21 protein-coding genes are annotated in these 22056 nt (G+C 70.7%); 8 read left to right on the top strand and 13 right to left on the bottom strand.

Going from position 1 to position 22056, the window contains the following annotated elements; genetic code table 11:
* Window positions 1–9: 9 nt before the first annotated feature.
* From ASE68_RS17230 to ASE68_RS17220, 3 genes are all read right to left on the bottom strand, one after another.
* Window positions 10–633 (bottom strand): 4'-phosphopantetheinyl transferase superfamily protein, encoded by a 624-nt coding sequence (locus ASE68_RS17230; RefSeq protein ID WP_055862451.1) that lies wholly within the window; start codon window positions 631–633, stop codon window positions 10–12.
* 25 nt (window positions 634–658) lie between these two features.
* Window positions 659–868 (bottom strand): three-helix bundle dimerization domain-containing protein, encoded by a 210-nt coding sequence (locus tag ASE68_RS17225; RefSeq protein ID WP_055862449.1) that lies wholly within the window; start codon window positions 866–868, stop codon window positions 659–661.
* A gap of 179 nt (window positions 869–1047) precedes the next feature.
* Window positions 1048–3573 carry an ATP-dependent Clp protease ATP-binding subunit gene (locus tag ASE68_RS17220; protein ID WP_055862447.1) on the bottom strand — a complete coding sequence of 842 codons (2526 nt, stop codon included), beginning with the start codon at window positions 3571–3573 and terminating at the stop codon, window positions 1048–1050.
* 245 nt (window positions 3574–3818) lie between these two features.
* Here ASE68_RS17220 and ASE68_RS17215 point away from each other — a divergent pair, with 245 nt between their 5' ends.
* Together ASE68_RS17215 and ASE68_RS17210 are read left to right on the top strand one after the other, a co-directional pair.
* Window positions 3819–4439 (top strand): hypothetical protein, encoded by a 621-nt coding sequence (locus tag ASE68_RS17215; protein WP_157421739.1) that lies wholly within the window; start codon window positions 3819–3821, stop codon window positions 4437–4439.
* On the top strand, window positions 4439–4681 hold the full coding sequence (locus ASE68_RS17210; RefSeq protein ID WP_055862443.1) for a helix-turn-helix transcriptional regulator: 243 nt from the start codon (window positions 4439–4441) through the stop codon (window positions 4679–4681). Before ASE68_RS17215 ends, ASE68_RS17210 begins: the two co-directional genes overlap by 1 nt.
* Here the strand turns inward: ASE68_RS17210 and ASE68_RS17205 are convergent.
* Window positions 4674–5144, bottom strand: a complete 471-nt coding sequence (locus ASE68_RS17205; protein WP_055862441.1) for a hypothetical protein — start codon at window positions 5142–5144, stop codon at window positions 4674–4676. The two genes, ASE68_RS17210 and ASE68_RS17205, sit on opposite strands and share 8 nt — an antisense overlap.
* Window positions 5145–5175: 31 nt before the next feature.
* Here ASE68_RS17205 and ASE68_RS17200 point away from each other — a divergent pair, with 31 nt between their 5' ends.
* Window positions 5176–6231, top strand: a complete 1056-nt coding sequence (locus ASE68_RS17200) for a pirin family protein (protein WP_055862439.1) — start codon at window positions 5176–5178, stop codon at window positions 6229–6231.
* A gap of 94 nt (window positions 6232–6325) precedes the next feature.
* Here ASE68_RS17200 and cls read toward each other — a convergent pair whose 3' ends face one another.
* From cls to ASE68_RS17185, 3 genes are all read right to left on the bottom strand, one after another.
* Window positions 6326–7801 carry a cardiolipin synthase gene (gene cls, locus ASE68_RS17195; RefSeq protein ID WP_055862437.1) on the bottom strand — a complete coding sequence of 492 codons (1476 nt, stop codon included), beginning with the start codon at window positions 7799–7801 and terminating at the stop codon, window positions 6326–6328.
* Window positions 7802–7805: 4 nt separating this feature from the next.
* Entirely contained in the window at window positions 7806–8006 is a 201-nt protein-coding gene (locus tag ASE68_RS17190; protein WP_055862435.1) for a hypothetical protein, read from the bottom strand.
* Between the two features lie 102 nt (window positions 8007–8108).
* Window positions 8109–8870 carry a DUF1684 domain-containing protein gene (locus tag ASE68_RS17185; RefSeq protein ID WP_055862434.1) on the bottom strand — a complete coding sequence of 254 codons (762 nt, stop codon included), beginning with the start codon at window positions 8868–8870 and terminating at the stop codon, window positions 8109–8111.
* A 73-nt stretch (window positions 8871–8943) separates the two neighbouring features.
* Between ASE68_RS17185 and ASE68_RS17180 the strand changes: the two genes are divergently transcribed.
* From ASE68_RS17180 to ASE68_RS17160, 5 genes are read left to right on the top strand one after another with little or no spacing between them, the layout of a single operon-like run.
* A complete protein-coding gene (locus ASE68_RS17180) occupies window positions 8944–11604 on the top strand; it encodes an ABC transporter substrate-binding protein (RefSeq protein ID WP_055862431.1) in 2661 nt (886 codons plus the stop codon).
* Between the two features lie 44 nt (window positions 11605–11648).
* Window positions 11649–12596: an ABC transporter permease gene (locus tag ASE68_RS17175; RefSeq protein WP_055862430.1), complete on the top strand. Its 948-nt coding sequence runs from the start codon at window positions 11649–11651 to the stop codon at window positions 12594–12596.
* Window positions 12593–13450, top strand: coding sequence for an ABC transporter permease (locus ASE68_RS17170; RefSeq protein ID WP_055862428.1), 858 nt, complete (start codon window positions 12593–12595; stop codon window positions 13448–13450). Before ASE68_RS17175 ends, ASE68_RS17170 begins: the two co-directional genes overlap by 4 nt.
* Window positions 13447–15045: an ABC transporter ATP-binding protein gene (locus ASE68_RS17165; RefSeq protein ID WP_055862426.1), complete on the top strand. Its 1599-nt coding sequence runs from the start codon at window positions 13447–13449 to the stop codon at window positions 15043–15045. The genes ASE68_RS17170 and ASE68_RS17165 overlap by 4 nt, the downstream gene beginning before the upstream one ends.
* 21 nt (window positions 15046–15066) lie before the next feature.
* The gene (locus tag ASE68_RS17160) at window positions 15067–16173 is read left to right on the top strand and encodes a peptidase C39 family protein (RefSeq protein WP_055862424.1); all 1107 of its coding nucleotides are present in this window, start codon (window positions 15067–15069) and stop codon (window positions 16171–16173) included.
* On the opposite strand, the gene ASE68_RS20360 is transcribed toward ASE68_RS17160, so the two are convergent.
* From ASE68_RS20360 to ASE68_RS17135, 6 genes are all read right to left on the bottom strand, one after another.
* A complete protein-coding gene (locus ASE68_RS20360; protein WP_157421737.1) occupies window positions 16160–16309 on the bottom strand; it encodes a hypothetical protein in 150 nt (49 codons plus the stop codon). The two genes, ASE68_RS17160 and ASE68_RS20360, sit on opposite strands and share 14 nt — an antisense overlap.
* Before the next feature lie 37 nt (window positions 16310–16346).
* Window positions 16347–17873, bottom strand: a complete 1527-nt coding sequence (gene lysS / locus ASE68_RS17155) for a lysine--tRNA ligase (protein WP_055862421.1) — start codon at window positions 17871–17873, stop codon at window positions 16347–16349.
* A gap of 67 nt (window positions 17874–17940) precedes the next feature.
* Window positions 17941–18837 carry a pantoate--beta-alanine ligase gene (panC, locus tag ASE68_RS17150; protein WP_055862652.1) on the bottom strand — a complete coding sequence of 299 codons (897 nt, stop codon included), beginning with the start codon at window positions 18835–18837 and terminating at the stop codon, window positions 17941–17943.
* Between the two features lie 65 nt (window positions 18838–18902).
* Window positions 18903–19658 (bottom strand): Rossmann-like and DUF2520 domain-containing protein, encoded by a 756-nt coding sequence (locus tag ASE68_RS17145; protein WP_055862419.1) that lies wholly within the window; start codon window positions 19656–19658, stop codon window positions 18903–18905.
* Window positions 19655–21409: a PH domain-containing protein gene (locus ASE68_RS17140; RefSeq protein ID WP_055862417.1), complete on the bottom strand. Its 1755-nt coding sequence runs from the start codon at window positions 21407–21409 to the stop codon at window positions 19655–19657. Before ASE68_RS17140 ends, ASE68_RS17145 begins: the two co-directional genes overlap by 4 nt.
* Window positions 21406–21906: a PH domain-containing protein gene (locus ASE68_RS17135; protein ID WP_369800095.1), complete on the bottom strand. Its 501-nt coding sequence runs from the start codon at window positions 21904–21906 to the stop codon at window positions 21406–21408. The genes ASE68_RS17140 and ASE68_RS17135 overlap by 4 nt, the downstream gene beginning before the upstream one ends.
* Between the last annotated feature and the right edge of the window lie 150 nt (window positions 21907–22056).

Below are 22056 nucleotides of genomic sequence, written 5' to 3'. Positions count from 1 at the left end.
GAGCGCAGCTCAAGGCCCACGGTCGATGACCGCGCACGCGATCGACCCGATGTGCCCGTGAACGTCGATCCGTCGCAACCGGTAGCGCTGCAGCGGTCGGCTTCCCGTGATCTCGGCCGTTCGCCCGCGGACGACGACTCGGGCTGGATCGACCCGCAGTCCACGCCCGTCGGCCTTCAGCACGGCCTCGGTTCGCACCCAATGCCGCAATGCATCCCGGCCGGCGCTGTCGGCGACGGTTCGAATCGCCCTGATTCGAGCGGAGGACGTGTCGCGAGGCTCCAGGTCGATGCCGACCGGAACATGACCGGCGATCGCGACGGCGATGCCAGAACCATGTCCGAGGCTCAGGAAGACGGCAGGTTCGCCCTGCACCGTCGGCCGACCGTGCGAACGTCCGCAATCAGGGCACGTCGCCTCGATGCGGATCGCTGCGGCATCCACGCCGGTCAGCTCCGACGCGGCCGCGCGAAGCGCGGTACGGCCGGCGAGGAACCGCGCTCGCCGCGCGGCAGGCAGCATCTCGAAGCGTTGTCGATCGGTCGCGGTCAAGGGCGCCAGCGCCGTCGCGACCGCGTCAGCTGACGGCATCCGACGCGCCTCCCGGACGATCACCAGGCGCACGTGGCGCATCGGTCCGCGGCCTCCGACGAACGTGCTACGCGGCGACGAGCCGCTTCACCCGCTTCTTGGCACTCTTCTCGATCAGCACGGGTACGAAGTCGCGCACCGGTCGACCATCGAGCTGGCCGTATTCCTCGGCGACGATACTGGCGATTTCGGCCCTCTCGACCGATGGATACTTCTCAGCGAGGCGATCGATCACCTCGGTGACGGCGTGCTCTTCGGACACCTTCTTCTTCTCCATGAGGGGATGATACGACAGCGAGGCGTCGCAATGCTGAGTACGGCGACACCGGGCGTTGAACACCGGGAAAACGTTGTCAAGGAGCACTGGGAACGACGAAGGGGCCGGACCCGAAGGTCCGACCCCATGAGTCGTGCGTCGCGCGGTTCGCGAACGGATGCCGCGTGCGGCCGCCGAGCCTAGTCCGACGTGACCGCGAGGTCGGGCGTCGCCGGCCCGGTGCCGATCGCCGCACCCGTGTTGACGCCGATCGCGACGGGCAGCGCCCGCTGGGTCGTCGTGAACACGAACTCGTTGTCGGCGAAGTCGACGTGCACGTGATCGCCGGCGTTGAGCTCGCCGTGCAGGATCTTCTCCGAGAGGCGGTCTTCGATCTCGCGCTGCACCGCCCGGCGCAGCGGGCGTGCGCCCAGTGCCGGGTCGAACCCGAGGTCGATGAGGCGCTCCTTCGCGGGCGTCGTGAGGTCGACCGTCATGTCGCGGTCGAGCATGCGGTCGCCGAGGCGCTTCAGGAACAGGTCGACGATCTGCAGCAGCTCGGGCTTCGTCAGCTGCGGGAAGACGATGATCTCGTCGACGCGGTTCAGGAACTCGGGCTTGAAGTGCTTCTTCAGCTCCTCCTTCACCTTGCCGCTCATGAGGTCGTAGCCCGTGCGCGAGTCGCCCTCGAGGGCGAAGCCGACCGGCCCGCTCGAGATGTCCTTCGTGCCGAGGTTCGTCGTCATGATGATGACGGTGTTCTTGAAGTCGATCACGCGACCCTGGCCGTCGGTCAGGCGACCCTCTTCGAGGATCTGCAGGAGCGAGTTGAAGATGTCGGGGTGGGCCTTCTCGATCTCGTCGAAGAGCACCACGGAGAACGGCTTGCGGCGTACCTTCTCGGTGAGCTGGCCGCCCTCCTCGAAGCCGACGAACCCGGGAGGGGCGCCGAACAGTCGGGAGACGGTGTGCTTCTCGCCGTATTCGGACATATCGAGCGAGATCATCGCGGCCTCGTCGTCGAAGAGGAACTCCGCGAGCGCCTTGGCGAGCTCGGTCTTGCCGACGCCCGTGGGGCCGGCGAAGATGAACGAGCCCGAGGGGCGGTGCGGGTCCTTGAGGCCGGCGCGGGTGCGACGGATGGTCTTCGACAGTGCGGAGATCGCCTCCTCCTGGCCGATGACGCGCTGGTGCAGCGCCTTCTCCATGAAGACGAGTCGCGAGGACTCCTCTTCGGTGAGCTTGAACACCGGGATGCCGGTGGCCTGCGCGAGCACCTCGGCGATCAGGCCCTCGTCGACCACCGCGGTGGTCTTGACGTCGCCGGCCTTCCACTGCTTCTCGAGGCGCAGACGCTCGCCGAGGAGGTTCTTCTCCTCGTCGCGGAGGGATGCGGCCTTCTCGAAGTCCTGCTCCTCGATGGCCGTCTCCTTGGCGGCGCGGACGACGGCGATCTTCTCGTCGAACTCGCGCAGCTCGGGCGGCGACGAGAGGATCGACAGACGCAGGCGTGCGCCGGCCTCGTCGATCAGGTCGATGGCCTTGTCGGGCAGGAAGCGGTCGCTGATGTAGCGATCGGCGAGGTTCGCCGCGGCGACGATGGCACCGTCGGTGATGGACACCTTGTGGTGCGCCTCGTAGCGGTCGCGCAGGCCCTTGAGGATGTTGATCGCGTGGGGCAGCGACGGCTCCTGCACCTGGATCGGCTGGAAGCGGCGCTCGAGCGCGGCATCCTTCTCGAAGTGCTTGCGGTACTCGTCGAGCGTCGTGGCGCCGATGGTCTGCAGTTCGCCGCGGGCGAGCAGCGGCTTCAGGATCGAGGCCGCGTCGATCGCGCCCTCAGCGGCACCCGCACCCACGAGGGTGTGGATCTCGTCGATGAAGACGATGATGTCGCCGCGCGTGCGGATCTCCTTCGTGACCTTCTTCAGTCGCTCCTCGAAGTCGCCGCGGTAGCGCGAGCCGGCGATGAGCGAGCCGAGGTCGAGCGAGTAGAGCTGCTTGTCCTTCAGCGTCTCGGGGACCTCGTTCTTGACGATGGCCTGTGCGAGGCCCTCGACGACGGCGGTCTTGCCGACGCCGGGCTCGCCGATCAGCACCGGGTTGTTCTTCGAGCGACGCGAGAGGATCTGCATGACCCGCTCGATCTCCTTCTCGCGCCCGATCACGGGGTCGAGCTTGGACTCGCGAGCGGCCTGCGTGAGGTTGCGGCCGAACTGGTCGAGGATCTGCGAGCCGCCCTGGGGCTGCTGCTGGTCGTTCGCGCCGACCTGCACCTGCTCCTTGCCCTGGTAGCCGGAGAGCAGCTGGATGACCTGCTGGCGCACGCGGTTGAGGTCGGCGCCGAGCTTCACGAGCACCTGGGCGGCGACGCCCTCACCCTCGCGGATGAGCCCGAGCAGGATGTGCTCGGTGCCGATGTAGTTGTGGCCCAGCTGCAGCGCCTCGCGAAGCGAGAGCTCGAGGACCTTCTTGGCGCGCGGCGTGAACGGGATGTGCCCGGTCGGCTGCTGCTGACCCTGGCCGATGATGTCCTGCACCTGCTCGCGAACCGCGTCGAGCGAGATACCGAGCGATTCGAGCGCCTTGGCGGCGACGCCTTCACCCTCGTGGATGAGCCCGAGCAGGATGTGCTCGGTGCCGATGTAGTTGTGGTTGAGCATCTTGGCCTCTTCTTGGGCCAGGACGACGACACGACGGGCTCGGTCGGTGAATCTCTCGAACATGCTCTACTCCTCTCGACCCCTCAGGGCAGGGGGCGCCGATACATCGAGCGTAACCAGCACGGATGCCGCGTGGGCCGGTGTTCGCCGTGGGCGCACCGCCGTGACATCCGACGTCGTGCACGTTCCGGAGTGGCGGATGTCGCGGGGCGGGCGCTCGGGAATCGCGTCCGCGGGTTGACAGCCGCGACGGACTCGGCCTACCGTATCGATATTCGTTATTATCGATATTCGTTATGGAGCGTGTCATGACCACCACGACCCAGCAGTACCGGCCGAGCCGCGGCGACCTGGCGGGCATGTGGGCCTTCCTCGGTGCCGGCGCCGTCATCGCCGTCTGGGCGGTGATCGCGGCGGTGCAGCGCATCGTCGAGGTGCTGCCGAACCGCGACGTGCAGGTGCCCGCCGAATTCGCCGGCACGGTGGCCGAGGCGCCGATCGGACCCGACGGCGCCCCGCTCCCGGTCGTCCTCGACCGGGCGTCGATCACGGCCGAGTCGCTGCCGACGCTCTCGCTCGCCTCGCTCGTGATCGAGCAGGTCGTCGCCGCGACCACGGTCGTCGTGGTCGTCACCTGCCTCGTGCTGCTCAGCTGGTCGGTCATGCGGGGTCGGGTCTTCAGCCGGCGCAACACGCGACTCGTGACCGTCGCGGGCTTCACCGGCCTCCTCGGCTACGCCGCCGTGCCGTTCTTCGCGAACATGGCCGCGAACGGCGCGTTCGCGCAGGTCAGCGAACGCTCGTTCGACAACGTCGTCATGGCCGTCGACCTGGTGCCGCTGCTGCTCATCGCATTCATCGCGGCCCTCGCCACCGTGGTGTTCTCGATCGGCGACCGCATGCGCCGCGACACCGAGGGGCTCGTCTGATGCCGCCCGCCGAACCCGACGAGGCATCCGACGTGCACTGCCGGCTCGACGTGCTGCTCGAGGCGAGGGGCATGACGCTCGCCCGTTTGAGCGAACTCGTCGGCGTCAGCGTCGTCAACCTCAGCGTGCTGAAGAACGACCGGGCGCGCGCCATCCGCTTCTCGACGCTTCAGGCGATCTGCGAAGCCCTCGACTGCGAGATCGGCGAACTGCTCGTTCGCCGCCCGCGCGCGACTACTTGATCGGGACGGTCACGGACTGGTCGCCGACCTCGACCACGAGGGGCTCGGTCGTGGTGACGAACACCGGGCTCCAGAAGACGGTGGTGTGCGGCACGAAGTCCATGGTGCAGACCTGGTCGGCGGGGATCTCGGCGACGTCGACCGAGACGCGGTTGCCCTCGCCTGCGCGGTCGAGGACGTTGACCTTGGTGCCGACAGGCGGGCAGGTCGAGCTGCCCGAGATCGTGACGGCGAGCTGGCCGCCCTGCCCGAGCCACTGGGCCGAGAGGCCCTCGGTCGCGGTCTCCTCGTCGGCGACGCCCTCGTCGTCTCCGGTGCCCTCTTCGCCTGCGTGATCGCTCACGGGCATCCCGGCGAAGCTCTCGATCGCACGAGGGCTGGGGTTGCACGCGGAGAGCAGGAACACGGATGCCACGGCCACGGTTGCGAGGCCTGCACGACGAAGGGTGAGCGAGGAGTGCATGCCGTAATGGTATCGGGTCTAGCATGCGGGCATGAGCAATCTCGAACGCGATCCCGTCGAGCTCGTGTGCCCTCCTGAGGCATCGAGCGCCGCCCAGATCACGGTGCTCCAGCCCCGTGACGTGCCGCTCGGCGGGCCGCGCGCGATGAACGTCCGCCGCACCCTGCCCCAGCGCGGACGCACGACGATCGGAGCCTGGTGCTTCGCCGACCACTACGGGCCCGACGAGGTCGCGGCATCCGGCGGCATGGTCGTGCCCCCGCACCCGCACACGGGCCTGCAGACGGTGAGCTGGCTCTTCGAGGGCGAGATCGAGCACCACGACAGCACCGGCAGCGCCGAGTTCGTGCGGCCCGGTGCCGTGAACCTCATGACCGCCGGGCGGGGCATCGCCCACTCCGAGGTCTCGACGCCCGACACCACGCGACTGCACGGCGTGCAGCTCTGGGTCGCGCTTCCGGATGCCGCACGCGCCGTCGCGCCGTTCTTCGAGCATTCCGAGACCGTGCCCGTCTCGGTCGACGACGCCGTGGTGCGCGTGTTCGCCGGAACGCTCCCGGGCATCGACGCCGAGACGTCCGTCACCGTCTTCACGCCGCTCGTCGGCGCGCAGGTCGAGCTGCCGGCCGGCGGCGAGGCGTGGATCGAGCTCGACCCCGCGTTCGAGCACGGACTGCTCGTCGACCGGGGCCCGGTGACCGCGACGGTCGCAGCGCTCGAGAGCGAGTCCGACACCGGCCCGGCCGACGCCGATCCGCTCGCCGTCGCGGGCCACACGACGCAGCTCGCTGCGAACGAGCTCGGATACCTCGGCCTCGGTCACGAGGGCGTGCGGCTGCGTGCAGGCGAGCACGGGCCCGCCCGCGTGATCCTCATCGGCGGCGTGCCGTTCGGCGAGGAGCTCGTGATGTGGTGGAACTTCATCGGGCGCTCCCACGAGGAGGTCGCGGAGTTCCGGCGCACCTGGCAGGCCGACGTCATCGCGCGCGGCGACGCCGACGGCCGCTTCGGCACGGTCGACGGCTTCGACGGCGCCCCGCTCCCGGCGCCCGAACTGCCGACGGTGCGCCTCAAGCCGCGCGCCTGACGAAGGGCGCCCGCCCGCGGCATCCGCACCGCTCTGCACCACGGCGCGGCGGACCGCGTCGCAGCGACGGCCGCGACCGCCGCGACGAGGCCCGCTACTGCAGCGCCGAGGTGAGCCGTGCGAGGTTGTCGAGCACCGTCGAGCGGATCGGCTGGCGCATCCACTCGTCGAGCGTGAGCTCGCGGCTGTCGGCGCGGTAGCCGTCTTCGACGGCCCGCATCTCCTGCACGAACGAGCGGCCCCGCACCAGCAGCGAGACCTCCATGTTCAGCTCGAACGAGCGGATGTCCATGTTGCTCGAGCCGATGACCGCGACATCCTCGTCGATCGTGAAGTGCTTGGCGTGCAGGATGTACGGCGCCTTGTACATGTAGATCTTCACGCCGGCGCGCAGCAGCGCCTCGTAGTACGAACGCTGCGCGTGGTAGACGAGCGCCTGGTCGCCGATCTCGGAGACGAACAACTCGACGTGCACGCCCCGCTGCGTCGCGCCGCTGATCGCGTAGAGCATGGCCTCGTCGGGCACGAAGTACGGGCTCGTGATGATGAGCTTCTGCTTGGCCGCGTAGAGCAGCGCGAGGAACAGCTTCAGATTGTTCTGGTTCGGGAACCCGGGCCCGCTCGGCACGACCTGGCAGTCGAGGTCCTGCGCCTCGCTCGGCTGGTCGAACGCGTCTGGGATGTCGCGAGTGAGCTCCTCGCCCGTCTCGAGGTACCAGTCGGTGCGGAAGATCGCGTCGAGACCCGAGACGATCGGCCCCTCGAGGCGCGTCACGAGCTCCTTCCACTTGAGCCCGCGACGGATGTTGCCCCGCTTGTTGTAGCTGCGGTCGATGAGGTTCTGCGAGCCCATGAACGCGACCTCGCCGTCGACGACGAGGATCTTGCGGTGGTTGCGCAGGTCCGGCCGCTGGTACCGCCCCTTGAACGGCTGCACCGGGAGCATGAGCTGCCACGACGCGCCGATGTCGTCGAGGCGTCGCAGCGTGCGGCGGTATCCCTTGGACCGCAGCGAGGCGATGTGGTCGAGCAACACGCGCACCTGCACGCCCCGCTCGACCGCGTCGCCGAGCGCCGCGAAGAACGGCTCGGTCGTCTTGTCGAGCGCGAGGATGTAGAACTCGACGTGCACGTACCGCTTCGCCCCGGCCACGGCGGCGGTCATCGCGTCGAGCGAATCCTGGTAGCCGCCGATCAGGCTCGCGCTGTTCGAGCCGATGAGCGGCATCGACCCGAGGTTGCGGTTCAGGTGCACCACGCCCTCGAACCAGGCCGGCCATCCGCTGGAGTCGCTGACCCGCTCGACGCCGTGCGTCGACTCGCGGATGAACTCGTCGACCTCGGCCTGCTTTTCACGGCGGCGCTTCGGCAGCTTCGGATTGCCGATGAGCAGGAAGAAGAGCACCCCGAGGTACGGGATGAAGAAGATGGCGAGCAGCCACGCCATGCCCGCGGTCGGACGGCGGTTGCGGGGAACCACGATGATCGCGATCACGCGGATCACGAGATCGATCGCGAGCAGCGTGAAGGTCACGATAGCCGTGACCGTCGCGGTCTCCTCCGAGCTCATGGAGTCAGTCGGCGGGGCGCTCGGTGCCGCGATCGGGCCGGCGCGGTAGGCCGAGCTTCGCGCGCTCCTCGGCCTCGATCTGGGCGTACGCCGCACGCTCGGTGCGGTCGGCGCGCAGGATCGCGCGCATCACGAACCAGAAGATGAGTCCGATGAGCACGGTCGGCGCGAGCGACCAGATCGCATTCGCCCAGAAATCGTCCATAGGGGTTCAGGATACGTGGTTCTGCTGGGAATCCGGATGCCGCGACGCGTCGTCGTCGCGAGCCCGCCGTCTCGGCGTGCACCCGCACGAGAGGCCGGCGACTCAGCGCACGGCGCGTTCGCCCCCGCGCACGTCGATCGTCCACCGGTTCTGCGGGGTCGGAAGCACGCACACGTAGTGGTCCGAGAACGCGCAGGGCGGCAGGTACGCGCGGTTCAGGTCGACGACGAGGGTTGCGTCGGCGGCCGGCGCCGGCATTCGGAGGAATCGGAACGGGTAGCCCTCCTGACGGCCGGTGCCGTCGCTGAACGCGGCGAAGAGCCCCTCCTCGATGCGGCCGTCGGCGGCGCGGGTGTCGTCGGTGCGGGCCACGTCGAGCGCGAGGGGCCTCCCGTCGAGCTCGAGGTGCACGCGGCCGGCGAACTCGGCGTCGGCGCGATGGTCGTCGACCGAGACCGTCTCGGACCTGAGCCCACCGTCTGCCTCGAACCGCCCGACCACCCTGAGACTCGGATCGTACGGATGGCGCTCGATCCCGGAGATCCCGCGTCGCGCGGGCGCCGCCCGGTCGTAGACGCGGAGCGCGAGCGACCCGTCGCGTTCGAATCCGCGCAGCAGCACGCCCTCGAGTCCGAACTCCTCGTCAGGGGCCAGAACGACACGGCCCTCGCCCGAGATGTCCGTGCCGATGACGCGGCCGCCTTCGGCATGCCAGCGACCCGGCAGCCCGTCGACTTCGCCGGGCTCGGCGCCGAGCCAGTTCGTGGCGGCGAGGGTCGCGAGCCCGAAGCCCGACCACACGGCGTGGTCGCGTGCGTCGTTCCAGGCGTCGTGGTTCGTGGTCGCACCAGCTGCTCCGGTCATTCCGGCTCCTCCGTCGTGATCTTGTTGACATATTGTTACTTGATGGAAATCGGAGAATCTATAGCATCTCCCTATGGATGAAGTCGAATTCGCCGCAGTCGATTCCCTGACCCGCGCACTCGACCTGCATTCGCTGCGAATCCTCGTGGCCATCGACCGCACCGGCTCCATCAGCGCCGCGGCCCGGATGCTCGGGTACACGCAGCCCACCATCACCCAGCACGTGCAGCGCCTCGAGTCGAGACTCGGCGCCTCGCTCGTCGCCCGCACCGCGAGATCGGCCAGGCTCACGCCCGTCGGCGCGCTGCTCGCGGAGCACGCGCCGCGCATCGACGCGAGCCTCACGGCGGCCGCCTCCGACCTCGCGCGCATGCTCGGCCGTCGCGCGGGCGCGGTGCGCATCGTCGCCGACGCGGAGGCGATCGCCTCGACCGTCGCCCCCGCCCTCCGCACGCTCGCGGCCTCCACGCCCGGCGTCGAGGTCTCGCTCATCGAGGCCGAAGACGCTGCGGCCCTCGACATGGTCCGCGACGGTCGGGCAGACATCGCCGTCACCACGCGACTCGCCTCCCCGGTGCCGAGCATCGCGAAGGCCCGTCGCGACGGACTGCGCACCACGTTCCTCTTCAGCGAGGAGGTGCTCGCGATCCTCGGCCCATCCGACGTGGAGCCCTCGCCCCGCATCGCGCCCGGGTCGCTCGCCGACCTCCCGTGGATCCGCGGGGCCGGCACCTGCGCCGACGCCGTCGCCGCCCGCATCGGCCGCGACGCGAACCGGGCCGACCTCGCCGTATCGCGAGCCGACGCCGCCATCGCCCTCGTCATGAGCGGGTTCGGTGCGACCTTCGTCGCCGAGAGCGCATTCGCCGCCGTCCCGCAGCCCGGCGGCGTCCGTGCGGCCGGCCTGTCACCCGCGATGAGCCGCAGCACGATCGCGACCACGCTCGTCGAGGCCGCCGGGATCCCCGCCGTCGCCGCCGCGCTGCGTGCGCTCACCGCCCATCGGCCGCCGACGACCGGCGTCGACGCCGTCGACGAGGCCCGCCGACGCAGCCACGGGCACCGCGCGCGGTTCGTCCTGACTCCCGGATCCACGATCCGGTACACCCCATCCACAGAGGAGGCATCCCCCATGTCCAGTACAACGCTGACCCGCACCGCGCGGGCGAGCGCGGCGGCCGCAGGTGTGCTGCTGCTCGCCGCATGCGCGGCGGGCGCACCCGACACCTCGGTCGGCGCCGACACCGGCGAGGAGATCGCCGAGATCACCGTCGCCCTGCCCGGTTCGCTCTCGAGCCTGTACATCGGACAGGAGGCCGGCATCCTCAACTACTACATCGCCTCCATCGCGCAGGAGGGCCTCGTCTCCATCGACGCCGAGGGCAAGATCCAGCCCGGACTCGCCGAATCCTGGGAGCAGACCGACGACGTCACGTACGTCTACGAACTGCGGGACGACGCGAAGTTCCAGGACGGCACGCCCGTGACCGCCGACGACGTCGTGTTCAGCCTCGAGCAGGCGCGCGACGAGACGGCCTCTCCCGGGCTGGCGTACTACCTCGGCGGCGTCGACACCATCGAGAAGACCGGGGAGCACGAGGTCACCGTCACCCTCACCGCACCCGACGCCGCATTCGCGGCGAACATGTCCACCGGCGGCGCCGCGTTCATCACCTCGCAGGCGTTCTGGGAGGAGCACGACGGCAAGATCGGCACCGCCTCGTCGCTGCTGCTCGGCTCCGGGCCCTACCAGGTCACCGAGTTCGTGCCCGACTCGCACGTGACCCTCGAACGCGTCGACACCTGGTGGGGCGAGACGCCCAAGGTGAAGAGCATCCAGGTCGAGTTCATCCCCGACGAATCGACCAGGCTGCTCGCCGCGCAGTCGGGCGATGTCGACGTCGCGTTCAACGTGCCCCTCGCGCAGTCCACGCAGTGGGAGCAGCTCGACACCATGCGGGTCGAGTACGTCAACGATCTCTCCTACGTCGGCCTGTACTTCAACACCGGGCTCGCACCCTTCGACGACCCGAAGGTGCGCGAGGCGTTCGCCCACTCGATCGACCGCGAAGCGGTCGTCGAGAAGCTGCTCCGCGGCCACGGTGAGGCGGCAACGGCCATGATGACGCCCGAGTCGCTCGGCAAGGCGTACTCCGCTGAGGAGGCCCGCGAGCGGCTCTCCGGCATCCCGCAATGGGGCTTCGACCTCGACGCCGCGAAGGCGGCCCTCGCCGCATCCGACCACCCCGACGGGTTCGAGACCGAGATCCTCACGCCCTCAACCGGGCCGCAGCTCGGCAGCGCCGCGCAGTCGCTCGCCGAGAACCTCTCGAAGATCGGCATCACCCTGAACGTGCGCGAGGTGCCGATCGAGGAATGGCTCGCGAGCCTCGACGCCTCGTCCAGCTACGGCGTCGGCCTCATGTGGTACTTCTCGACGCTCGGAGACCCGGCCGAGGTGCCGAGCTACCTCCTCGGCGCGGGAAACCCGGCGGCCTACTCCAACCCCGAGATCGACGACCTCATCGCCCAGGCGGGCGCCGAGTCCGACCCGGCGGCCCGCATCGACCTGCTCATCCAGGCCGAGACCCTGCAAGCCGAGGACGCCGTGAACGTGCCGCTGTGGTGGGGCCAGTCGGCCACCGCCTTCGCCAAGGACCTCGGCATCCGCGACTACAGCTCCTTCGCGTTCATCTCCGCCTGGCCGACCCAGCTCTATCGCGCCGAGCAGTGACGAACGATTCCCCGAACCGAGTGCGCGCATCGCGAGCGCGGCCCATGGGCCGCATGCTCGCGGTGCGCGTGCTCGGCACGCTCACCATCCTCTTCGTGTTGTCGATCGTGGTCTTCTCGATGGTGCACCTCGCCCCGGGCGACCTCGTCAAGACGTTGCTCGGAAACCGGCCGGTCTCGCCCGAGGCGGTCGCCGCGATCCGGGCGCAGTACCACCTCGACGATCCACTGCCGGTGCAGTACTTCCGTTGGCTGGGCGGCGTGCTGACGGGAGACCTCGGGGAATCCATCCGCCTGCAGACCTCCGTGGCCGATGCGATCGGATCGCGCCTCGGCCTCACCCTCGCGCTCTGCGGGCTCGCCTTCGCGATCGCGCTCGCCGTCGCGATCCCCCTCGGCATGCGCAGCGCCGTGCACGCGGGCGGCTGGGTCGACCGCACGGCATCGGCGCTCGGCGTCGTCGGCCTCTCCGCCCCGACGTTCGCCGTCGGCCTCCTGCTGCTGTACGTGTTCGCGTACTACCTTCCGATCTTCCCGGTCTACGGCGCCGGGCGCGGCCCGCTCGACACCCTCCACCACCTCGTGCTGCCGGCGGTGACCCTGGCGCTCGGCCTCGGCGCGATCATCCTGAAGCTCACCCGCACCGCCATGCTGCGCGAACTCGACGCCGACTACGTGACCTCGGCGCGGGCGAGGGGCATCCCGGAGCGCCGCGTTCGCACGATCGCGCTCCGCAACGCGGCCATCCCGATCGTGACCGGCGCGAGCCTCGTGCTCACCTTCCTCGTCGGCGGCACCGTGCTCGCCGAGACGACGTACGCGCTGCCCGGCCTCGGCACCCTGCTGCAGGACTCCGTGCTCTTCAAGGACCTCGCCGTCGTGCAGGCGCTGACACTGCTCGTCGCGGCCGCGATCGCCGTCATCGCGCTGCTCGCCGACCTGGCCTACCTGCTGCTCGACCCGCGCGTGCGGGCGAAAGGGGCGACCGCATGAGCGCGTCGATCGGCGCCGTCGGCATCGCCTTCCGCTCCCGCCACCGTGTCCCCGTCACGATCTGGGCGTCCTTCGCCGTGCTCGGGCTCGCCCTCATCGCGGTCGTCTCCGGTCCGCTCCTGTTCCCGGAGGCCACGACGCAGGACATCCTCTCGAGCCTGATGCCGCCCGGGAGCCCCGGGCATCCGCTCGGCACCGACGAGCTCGGCCGGGACATCCTCGCCCTCACCATCGCCGGCGCCGCCTCGGCACTCGTCGGGCCGGTGTGCGTCGCCCTCGGCTCGATGCTCCTCGGCATCCTGCTCGGCACGCTCGCCGGGTACGAGCGCGGCTGGCTCGACTTCGCGATCAGCCGCTGGACCGACCTGCTGCTCGCCCTGCCCGTGCTGCTCGCGGCGATCGTCGTCTCCGGGGTGTTCGGCGGCGGCTACTGGACCACCGTGCTGTTGCTCATCGTGCTCTTCTCCCCCTCCGACATCCGGATCGTGCGCGCCGGCGTGCTCGAACAGGCCGCGCGCCCATACATCGAGGCAGCCCAGATGCTCTCGCTCTCCCGCTGGCGGGTCATGTTCCGGCACATCCTGCCGAACGTGTCTCCGCTCGTCATCACGAACGCGATGCTGAACGTCGCCTTCGCGCTCGTGGCCTTCTCATCCCTCTCGTTCCTCGGCGTCGGCGTGCCGCCGGGCACCGCCGACTGGGGACGCCAGCTCACCGACGCCAGGGCGATCATGTTCGACAACCCTGCGGCCGTCCTCGTGCCGGCGGTACTCATCATCGCGGTCGCCTGCTCGGCGAACCTCGTCGGCGACTGGCTCGGTCAGCGCCTTACGCGGGCGGGAGAGCGGGCATGAACGGGGTCCGCGCGACCGACGTGCAGGTGACCGGCCCCGCCGGGGTGATGGTGCAGCCACTCTCGTTCGAGATCGCCGAAGGGCGCACCCTCGCGCTCATCGGCGAGTCGGGCTCGGGCAAGACGCTCACCGCGAAGAGCCTGATCGGCCTCCTGCCCCCGGGTTTCCGGGCGTCCGGCGATCTCGAGCTTGGCGATCGTTCCCAGTCGCTCGCGGCACCGGATGCCTCGTGGCGGCCGCTTCGAGGCCGGTCGGTGTCACTGCTGCTGCAGGATCCGTTCACGAGCCTCTCACCCGTGCACCGCTGCGGGGTGCAGATCGCCTGGACCGTCGAGGCGGCCGCCGCGGCGACGGGCCGCCGTCTCGGCCGCCGCCAGCTCGACGACGCCGTCACCGCCCGCCTCGCCGAGGTGAAGCTGCCCGAGCGGGCAGCGCGCGCCTTCCCGCACGAGCTCTCGGGCGGCATGCGCCAGCGAGTCGCGATCGCGGCGGCGCTCGCGAACGATCCCGTGCTGCTCATCGCCGACGAGCCGACCACCGCGCTCGACGCCTCGAACCAGGCCGAGATCCTCGACCTGCTGCGCGCGCTCCAGACGGCGCGCGGCATGGCGATGCTCCTGATCTCGCACGACCTCGGACTCGTTCGCGGTCGCACCGACGAGGTCCTCGTGATGCGGCACGGCGAAGTCGTCGAGCGCGGCGCGACCGGGCACGTGCTCAGTGCACCGGAGCATCCGTACACGCGGGCGCTCATCGCAGCCGATCCCGCGTTCACCGCCGAACGGCTCGAACGACTCGAACGGCAGGACGCGAGCGCCACCGACGGCGGGCCGTCGACGGAGACGGCCTCGCGACCGGCACCGCTCCTCGCGGCCTCCGGCCTCGTGAAGCGGTTCGGCGAACGCACCGTGCTCGAAGGCGTCGGACTCGAGATCCGCCCGGGCGAGATCGCCGGGGTCGTCGGTGAATCGGGGTCGGGCAAGTCGACGCTCGCCCGCTGCATCGCCGGCCTCGAACGCGAGGACGGCGGCACGATCGCCTTCGACGGCGTGCCACTCGCACCGGGTCGGGCCTCGCGAACGCCGGGCCAGATGCAGATCGTCTTCCAGGACCCGTACTCGTCCCTCAACCCGATGATGTCGGTCGGATCGATCCTTCGGGAGGCGCTGAACGTCGGCCGGCGGCCCGCGTCGGAGGTCGCGGCGCTGCTCGAGCTCGTCGACCTCCCCGTGGAGTTCGCCGTCAAGCGTCCCGCCGAACTCTCGGGCGGGCAACGTCAGCGGGTCGCCATCGCACGAGCGCTCGCCCCGCGACCAGAGCTGCTCATCTGCGACGAGTCGGTTTCGGCCCTCGACGTCTCGGTGCAGGCCCAGATCCTCGAGCTGATCGGCTCGCTGCGTCGGGACCTCGGCGTCGCGGTGCTCTTCATCTCGCACGACCTCGCCGTCGTCCGGCAGATCGCCGACACGGTCACCGTGCTCTGGGACGGACGCATCGTCGAGCAGGGCCCCAGTGCGCGAGTGCTCGACGACCCCGAGCACGAGTACACGAAGCTCCTCGTCGCCGCGAGCCATCGCGAGAACCCGCGCGGCTGACGCGCACGAAAGGACCTGATCATGACCGGAACCGTCACCTCCGCCGCCCGAGGCGCCGTCATCGACGACACGCTGCGCGCCGCCCTCGGCGGCACGCGCGCCACGGCATGGGAACGCTCGCGCCATCCGTACGAGCCGACCGTGCTCGACCGTCGCGCCGGCGACGTTCCGCTCGCGGCGGTGCTCACCACCCGGCGGCCGTCGACCGCGGCGACCAAGATCGTCGAGCTCTGGACGTCGTCGGATGCCGGCAGCGCCGCCGGTGCCGGCCCCTCCGCGGCCGACCGGGCCGCCGCCGACCTCCTCGACGACGTGATCGCCGCGAGCGAGGGCCGGGGCGATGCCGCCCTCAAGTGGGAACTGCCGGCAGGCGCACCCGTTCCCGAGATCGCGGTGGCACGCGGCTTCGTGCCGCTGCGCGCTCCGCACTCCTCGGCGCCGGGCACGCTCGGCACCGACGGACTGGTGCGCTGGCACCGGCCGCTCGCCCATGCGGAGCCGCCGTACTACGCGCAGACGACGCTCTTCACCTGCGGCGCCGTCGCAGGGCTGCTCGCCGTCGAGGTGAGCGGCGCGGCAGGCCTCGGCGCCGACCGCGAGTCCGATCGGGACCTCGAGCTCGCCTTCTGGCGCCGCGCGAGCAACTTCCCTGCGGTCGAGCCGATCGGGCTCGCGGTCGTGATGCGCGAGAGCCTGACCGACACCGACGCCGTCGAGGTCTGGCTCGACGCCGAAGGCCCCGTGCTCGTCGAGTCGTACTCGGCATTCGAGCACGACTTCAGGACCGAACTGCAGGCGGAATCCCTCCGCAGGGCCGCCGAGCTCGCCGTTCCCGTGCATCGCGAACGCGTGTCTGCCGACGAGATCGCCGCACGGGTCGCGGCCGGCGATCTCGCACTCCTACTCGTCGACGAGGCACCGATGCACGGCGAGACCGGTCCGCACTGGGTGCTCGCGCACGCCGCTGGCGACGGCGTCGTCGTGATCCAGGACCCGTGGATCAGCTCCGACGAGGGCGAGACGTGGGTCGACGCCCATGAGCTGCCGATCGCGACCCCCGACCTGGACCGAATGGTCGCGTGGGGCCCGACCGGCTACCGCGGCGTCGTGTTCGTCAGCCGGCGGTGATGATGCCCCAGATGCCCGACCCGAGCAGGTAGGCGCCGACCGCGCCGACGATGATCCAGATCGCGACGCGGGCGTTCGACGGCCGCTTGGGGTCGGGGTCGGGCTCGAGCTCGCTCTTGGGGAGGTAGTCGTTCATCTGCGGCATCCGCTCGTCGAGGTCATTGCCGGCACGCTCACTTGACCAGCGGGAAGAGGATGGTCTCGCGGATGCCGAGACCGGTGAGCGCCATGAGGAGGCGATCGATGCCCATGCCCATGCCGCCCGAGGGCGGCATGCCGAACTCGAGCGCACGCAGGAACTCCTCGTCGAGGCGCATGGCCTCGGGGTCGCCGTCGGCGGCGAGCTTGGCCTGCTCGACGAAGCGCTCGCGCTGCACGACCGGGTCGACGAGCTCGGAGTAGCCGGTGGCCAGCTCGAAGCCGCGCACGTAGAGGTCCCACTTCTCGACCACGCCTGCGGTGCTGCGGTGCGCGCGCACGAGCGGCGAGGTGTCGAGCGGGAAGTCCATGACGAACGTCGGGCGCACGAGCCCGCCCTTGATGTGGTGCTCCCAGAGCTCTTCGACGTACTTGCCGGGCAGGGGGTGCTCGATCTCGATGCCGGCCTCGTCGGCGAGCTGGCGCAGCCGCTCGATCGGGGTCTCGGCCGTGATCTGCTCGCCGACCGCCTCGGAGAGGGTGCCGTACATCGAGATGCGGTCCCACTCGCCGCCGAGGTCGAACTCGGTGCCGTCGGCCCAGGTGACGACGTGCGAGCCGCTCGTCGCGAGCGCGGCATCTTGGATGAGGCGCTGCGTGAGGTCGGCCATGGTGGTGTAGTCGCCGTAGGCCTCGTAGGCCTCGAGCATCGCGAACTCGGGGCTGTGCGTCGAATCGGCGCCCTCGTTGCGGAAGTTGCGGTTGATCTCGAACACCCGCTCGATGCCGCCGACGACGGCGCGCTTGAGGTAGAGCTCGGGGGCGATGCGCAGGTAGAGCTCGGTGTCGAACGCGTTCGAGTGCGTCACGAACGGACGAGCGGATGCCCCGCCGTGCATGACCTGCAGCATCGGCGTCTCGACCTCGACGAAACCGAGGCCCTCGAAGGTGTGCCGCAGGCTCGCATTCGTCTTCGCCCGGTCGAGCACGTTCTTGCGCGCCTGCTCGCGCGCGATGAGGTCGAGGTACCGGCTGCGCACGCGGGTCTCCTCGTTGAGGTCGTTGTGCAGGTTCGGCAGCGGCAGGATCGCCTTCGCCGCGATCTGCCACGAGCTCACCATGATCGACAGCTCGCCGCGGCGGCTCGTGATGACCTCGCCGGCCACGAACACGTGATCGCCCAGGTCGACGAGCTCCTTCCACGCGGCGAGCGACTCCTCGCCGACCTCGGCGAGCGAGACCATGGCCTGGATACGGCTGCCGTCGCCCGACTGCAGGGTCGCGAAGCACAGCTTGCCCGTGTTGCGCGAGAACACGATGCGGCCTGCGAGGCCGACCTGCTCGCCCGTCGAGACGTCGGCCTCGAGATCGGTGAACTGCGCCCGCACCTGCGGGATCGTCGTGGTGATCGGCAGGCGCACCGGGTAGGCGCCGCCACCGAGGTCGTCGGATGCCGCGATCAGGCGCTCGCGCTTGGCGAGGCGTACCGCCTTCTGCTCGGAGATCTCGGCCGCGGTGGGCTCATCGGCGGGCAGGGCGGAATCCGTCTGGGTCTCGGCCATCGTTCTCTCTCATCGCGGGGCACGTGCCCGTCAAGACTACTCAGCAGATCTGGGCGGATGCTCCGCGCTACCGCCCGGAGGCGCCGACGTCGACGAAGTCGTTGTCGATGAGCCGGGTGGCGCCGACCCGAGCGGCGACGAGCACGAGCGCCCGCCCCCGGTACTCCTCGTCGACGGGGAGGAAGGTGCCGGGGTCGACGACCACGAAGTAGTCGAGGTCGACGCCGTCGTGGTCGCCGAAGGCGGCGACGCCCTCGGCGAGCAGTTCGGAGGCCCCGTCGGCGGCCGACGTGCGGGCGGCGTCGAGCGATTCCGCGAGCACCAGCGCCGCGACGCGGTCGTGCCCGTCGAGGAAGCGGTTGCGGCTCGAGAGCGCGAGCCCGTCGGTCTCGCGCACCGTCGGCACGACCTCGACACGCACGCGCAGGTCGAGGTCGGCGACCATGCGCTCCACGAGGAACACCTGCTGGGCGTCCTTCTGGCCGAACACGGCGACGTCGGGCTGGGCGATCGAGAACAGCTTGGCGACGACCGTGAGCATGCCGTCGAAGTGCCCGGGGCGGTGCGCGCCCTCGTAGCGGGATCCGACGGGTCCGGCGCTCACCGTCGTGCCCTCGGCCGAGCCGTTCGGGTACATCTCGGTCACGTCGGGCGCGAAGACGACGTCGACGCCGAGACCGGCGAGCGCCGCGACATCCGCTTCGAGGGTGCGCGGGTAGCGGTCGAGGTCTTCGGTCGGGCCGAACTGCAAGGGGTTCACGAAGATCGACACGACGACGACGTCGGCGAGTTCGCGGGCGCGGCGCACGAGCGCGAGATGGCCGTCGTGCAGGGCGCCCATCGTGGGCACGAGGGCGACGGATGCCCCGGCACGGCGTCGTTCGTCGAGCAGGCCGCGTACTTCGGCGATGCTGTTCGCCGTGCGGGTGCTCGCCGCGCTGGTGCTCGCCGCGCTGCTCGCCACCGCAGCGCTCGTCGTCACCGTGTTCGGGGCCGTGCTGCTCGCCGCCACCGTGCTCGCCACGTCGGTCACGCGGCACCTCCAAACGGACGCTCGTCTGCGGCCCCGTCGATCGTACTCGCACCGTCGGGCCACGGCCCGGGGTCGTTGCGGGCCAGCGCGTTCTCGACGGCGCTGCGCACCAGCGGAGCGAGCACGGCGCCGGGTCTCGGCATGCCGATGCCCGCGAGGATGCCGCTGGCCTGCTCGACGATCGCGCTCGAGAACGAGACGGCGGTGTCGATGGCCTCGCCGTACGCGGCACGGTCGGCCTCGGCGACGATGAACGGCTCGCCGCCCATCTCGACGACGAGCGCCTGCCCGATCGGCAGCACCGGGGCCGGGGCGGTCACGGCGAACCACGTTCCGGGCAGCCGGGCGAGGTCGATGCTCGTGCCCGTGAACGTCATCGCCGGGTGCACGGCGAGTGGGATCGCTCCGGCGCGCCTGGCCGGATCGAGCACCGCGGTGCCGAGTCGCGCGTTGGTGTGCAGCACGAGCTGCCCCGGCTGCCAGACGCCCGCATCGGCGAGGCCGGCGACGAGCGGCCCGAGCTCGGCCTCCGGCACGGCGAGCAGCACGAGTTCGCTGCGCTCGATGATCTCGGGCACGGTGAGCACCGGAACGTGCGGCAGCATCGCGGCGGCGCGGTCGCGACTCGACTCGGACACCGCCGAGATGCCGGTGAGCGCGTGTCCGACCCCGGCGAGTGCCGACGCGAGCACCGCGCCGACGCGCCCGGCGCCGATCGTGCCGACGCCGAGGCGCCCTGCGCGGTCGCTCATGAGACGGCCTCCGGGATCTGGCCGGTCTCGGCGTCTTCGCGGGCGGCGTGCTCGCGCGCGACGGCCTGCTCGCCCGCGACGGCCTGCTCGCCGGTGGCGCCATGTTCGCGCGCGGCGCCCCAGTGGTGGGACTCATCGGCTCCGGCCCACACCACGGCGTCTGCAGCGAGGTTCTCGAACAGGTCTGCGGCCTCACCGGCGTCGGCGACGGGGAGCTCGACGGTCACCGGCCCGGCGAGCGTGTGCACGCGGACGGACGCGAGCCGTAGCATCCGCCGCACCGGACCCCACCCGAGCGCGACGGACTGCATGCGCGCGAGCGGCATGACGGCGAGCGAGCGCGTGAGCGCCCCACGCCGGAAGAGCACGACACCGCCGAGCGCTACCCAGCCGATGCGCCGCCACGAGAAGGGGCGCAGCCAGGCTGCACGCCGGGGCGTCGTCGAGAATCCGGCGATGGCTCCGCGCCCGGTGAGCCCCGGGCCGAGCACCGGCTCGAGCGCCGGCTCGGCGTCGGGCAGCAGCAGCGCCAGCACGCGCCGCACGTCGTCGGCGCGCCCCACCGGCAGCACCAACGTGCGCTGCTGGGCCTCGCTCGACGCGCTCGCCGACTGGCCCGCGAGGTTCACGCGCACAGACCACCAGCCGAACGGCCGCCAGAGGATCCACTGCGTCGCCTCGACCGCGTGCACGCGCCCCGGCGGGATCGTCTGGTTCGCCGTCGAGAGCAGCCCGTGGCCGATGCGCACGCCGTCGGGCGTGCCGGCGATCGAGTAGCGCAGCGACTTCGTGATGCGCGACCACAGGTAGCCGACGAGGCCGATCACCGCGGGGATGAACGAGAGGATCACCCATTCCTGCCCCGCCGCGACGCCCGCGACGATGATCGCCACGAACACGAGGATCGCGATGGTCGTGCCGCCGAGCAGGGTCGAACCCACGACGCGGGCCACCGACAGGTGCACGACCGACTCGGGCGGCGCGAGGTTCGGATCCAGCTCGGGCGCGAGGAACTCGTCGACCCGGCGTCCGACGACGGCCGACACGCGGGCGGATGCCGGTGGCTGGCCGCCCGCCCCACCCGGCGCCTGCTCGACGAACGCGGCGCCCGCGGCATCCGGAACCGATGGCGCCGCGGGCGCCGCCGCCCGCGACCTCTCGGCACGCGCACCGGACGCGAGGCGCAGGATGTCGGCGCGCAGGCCGTCGGCGAGGGCCGAGCCGAGGTAGGCGAGCTGCACGTTGCCCGACTCGCCCGCGACCGAGACGTCGAGCTTGGCGGTGCCGAACAGGCGGGCGAACACGGGGCGGTTGATGTTGACGCCCTGCACGCGGTCGAGCCTGGCCGATCGGTGCGAGCGGAACAGGATGCCGCTGCGCACCTCGACCGACTCCGGCGTGATGCGGAACGTGTGCATGCGCCACGACAGCCAGAAGCCGACGATGACCCCGATGACGACGACCGCCACGGCGAGCAGCGCCCAGCCGACCTGTCCGTTCGTGACGATCGCGCCGACCGGGTCGTTCGCCCAGTCGTTCTGCCATCCGTCGTAGCGCTCGTCGATCTCGTCGCCCGTCTCGGGCACGAACACGATGACGAACATGTCGAGCAGTCGCTCGCGCATGTTCGCGAGCACGAAGCCGAGCACCGCGATGAACACGAGTCCGCCGCGCAGCAGCGGGCTCGCCGGGTGCAGCCGATGCCACTCGCCGTCGGCGAGTGCCGTGACCGGTGCGACCGGAGCGGTCACAGCCCCGCCCGTCGGGTCTCGGCGAGGGCGACGAGCTCGTCGCGCAGGCGTTCGGCGTCGTCGAGGGGCAGCCCGGGCACGGTGACCGCGGTGGCGGCCGCCGCCGTGACGAACTTCAGGTCGGCGAGGCCGAGCGCGCGCGCGACCGGGCCCCGCGTCACGTCGACCAACTGCATGCGCCCGTATGGCACGGCGACCTGCCGCTGGTACATGATGCCTCGGCGGAAGAGGAGGTCGTCGGCGCGCAGGCGGTACCCGATCGAGCGCACCCGACGCGGCTCGAACGCGATGGTGATGATCGAGACGACACCGATCGCGACGGCCGCCCACACCGCCCACCACCAGTCGAACCAGAAGTACGCGACGAGCAACGCGGCCACGAAGATCACCGTGCCGACCAGGGATCCGACGACCTCGACGACCACGTACTTGGGTGAGACGCGACGCCAGTCCTCGTCGATCGGCACGGGGTGCTCTGGCGCAGCGTGCTCTGGCACGCGGTGCTCTGGCGCGTCGTCCGAAGGTGCAGCCTCGTCGGGAGCCGGCGGCGTGACTGAGCCTGCGGTCGCCGCGGGCTCGGCTCCGGCCGCCGGGTCTGGAGCCGCGCCCTCCTCGGACCTCGCCTCGGGAACCGCCGCAGCCTCGGG

Source organism: Agromyces sp. Leaf222, from assembly GCF_001421565.1.
In the GTDB taxonomy this organism is placed as follows: domain Bacteria; phylum Actinomycetota; class Actinomycetes; order Actinomycetales; family Microbacteriaceae; genus Agromyces.
The sequence above is the reverse complement of the archived record's forward strand: the minus strand, read 5'-3'. Positions and strand labels throughout refer to the sequence as shown.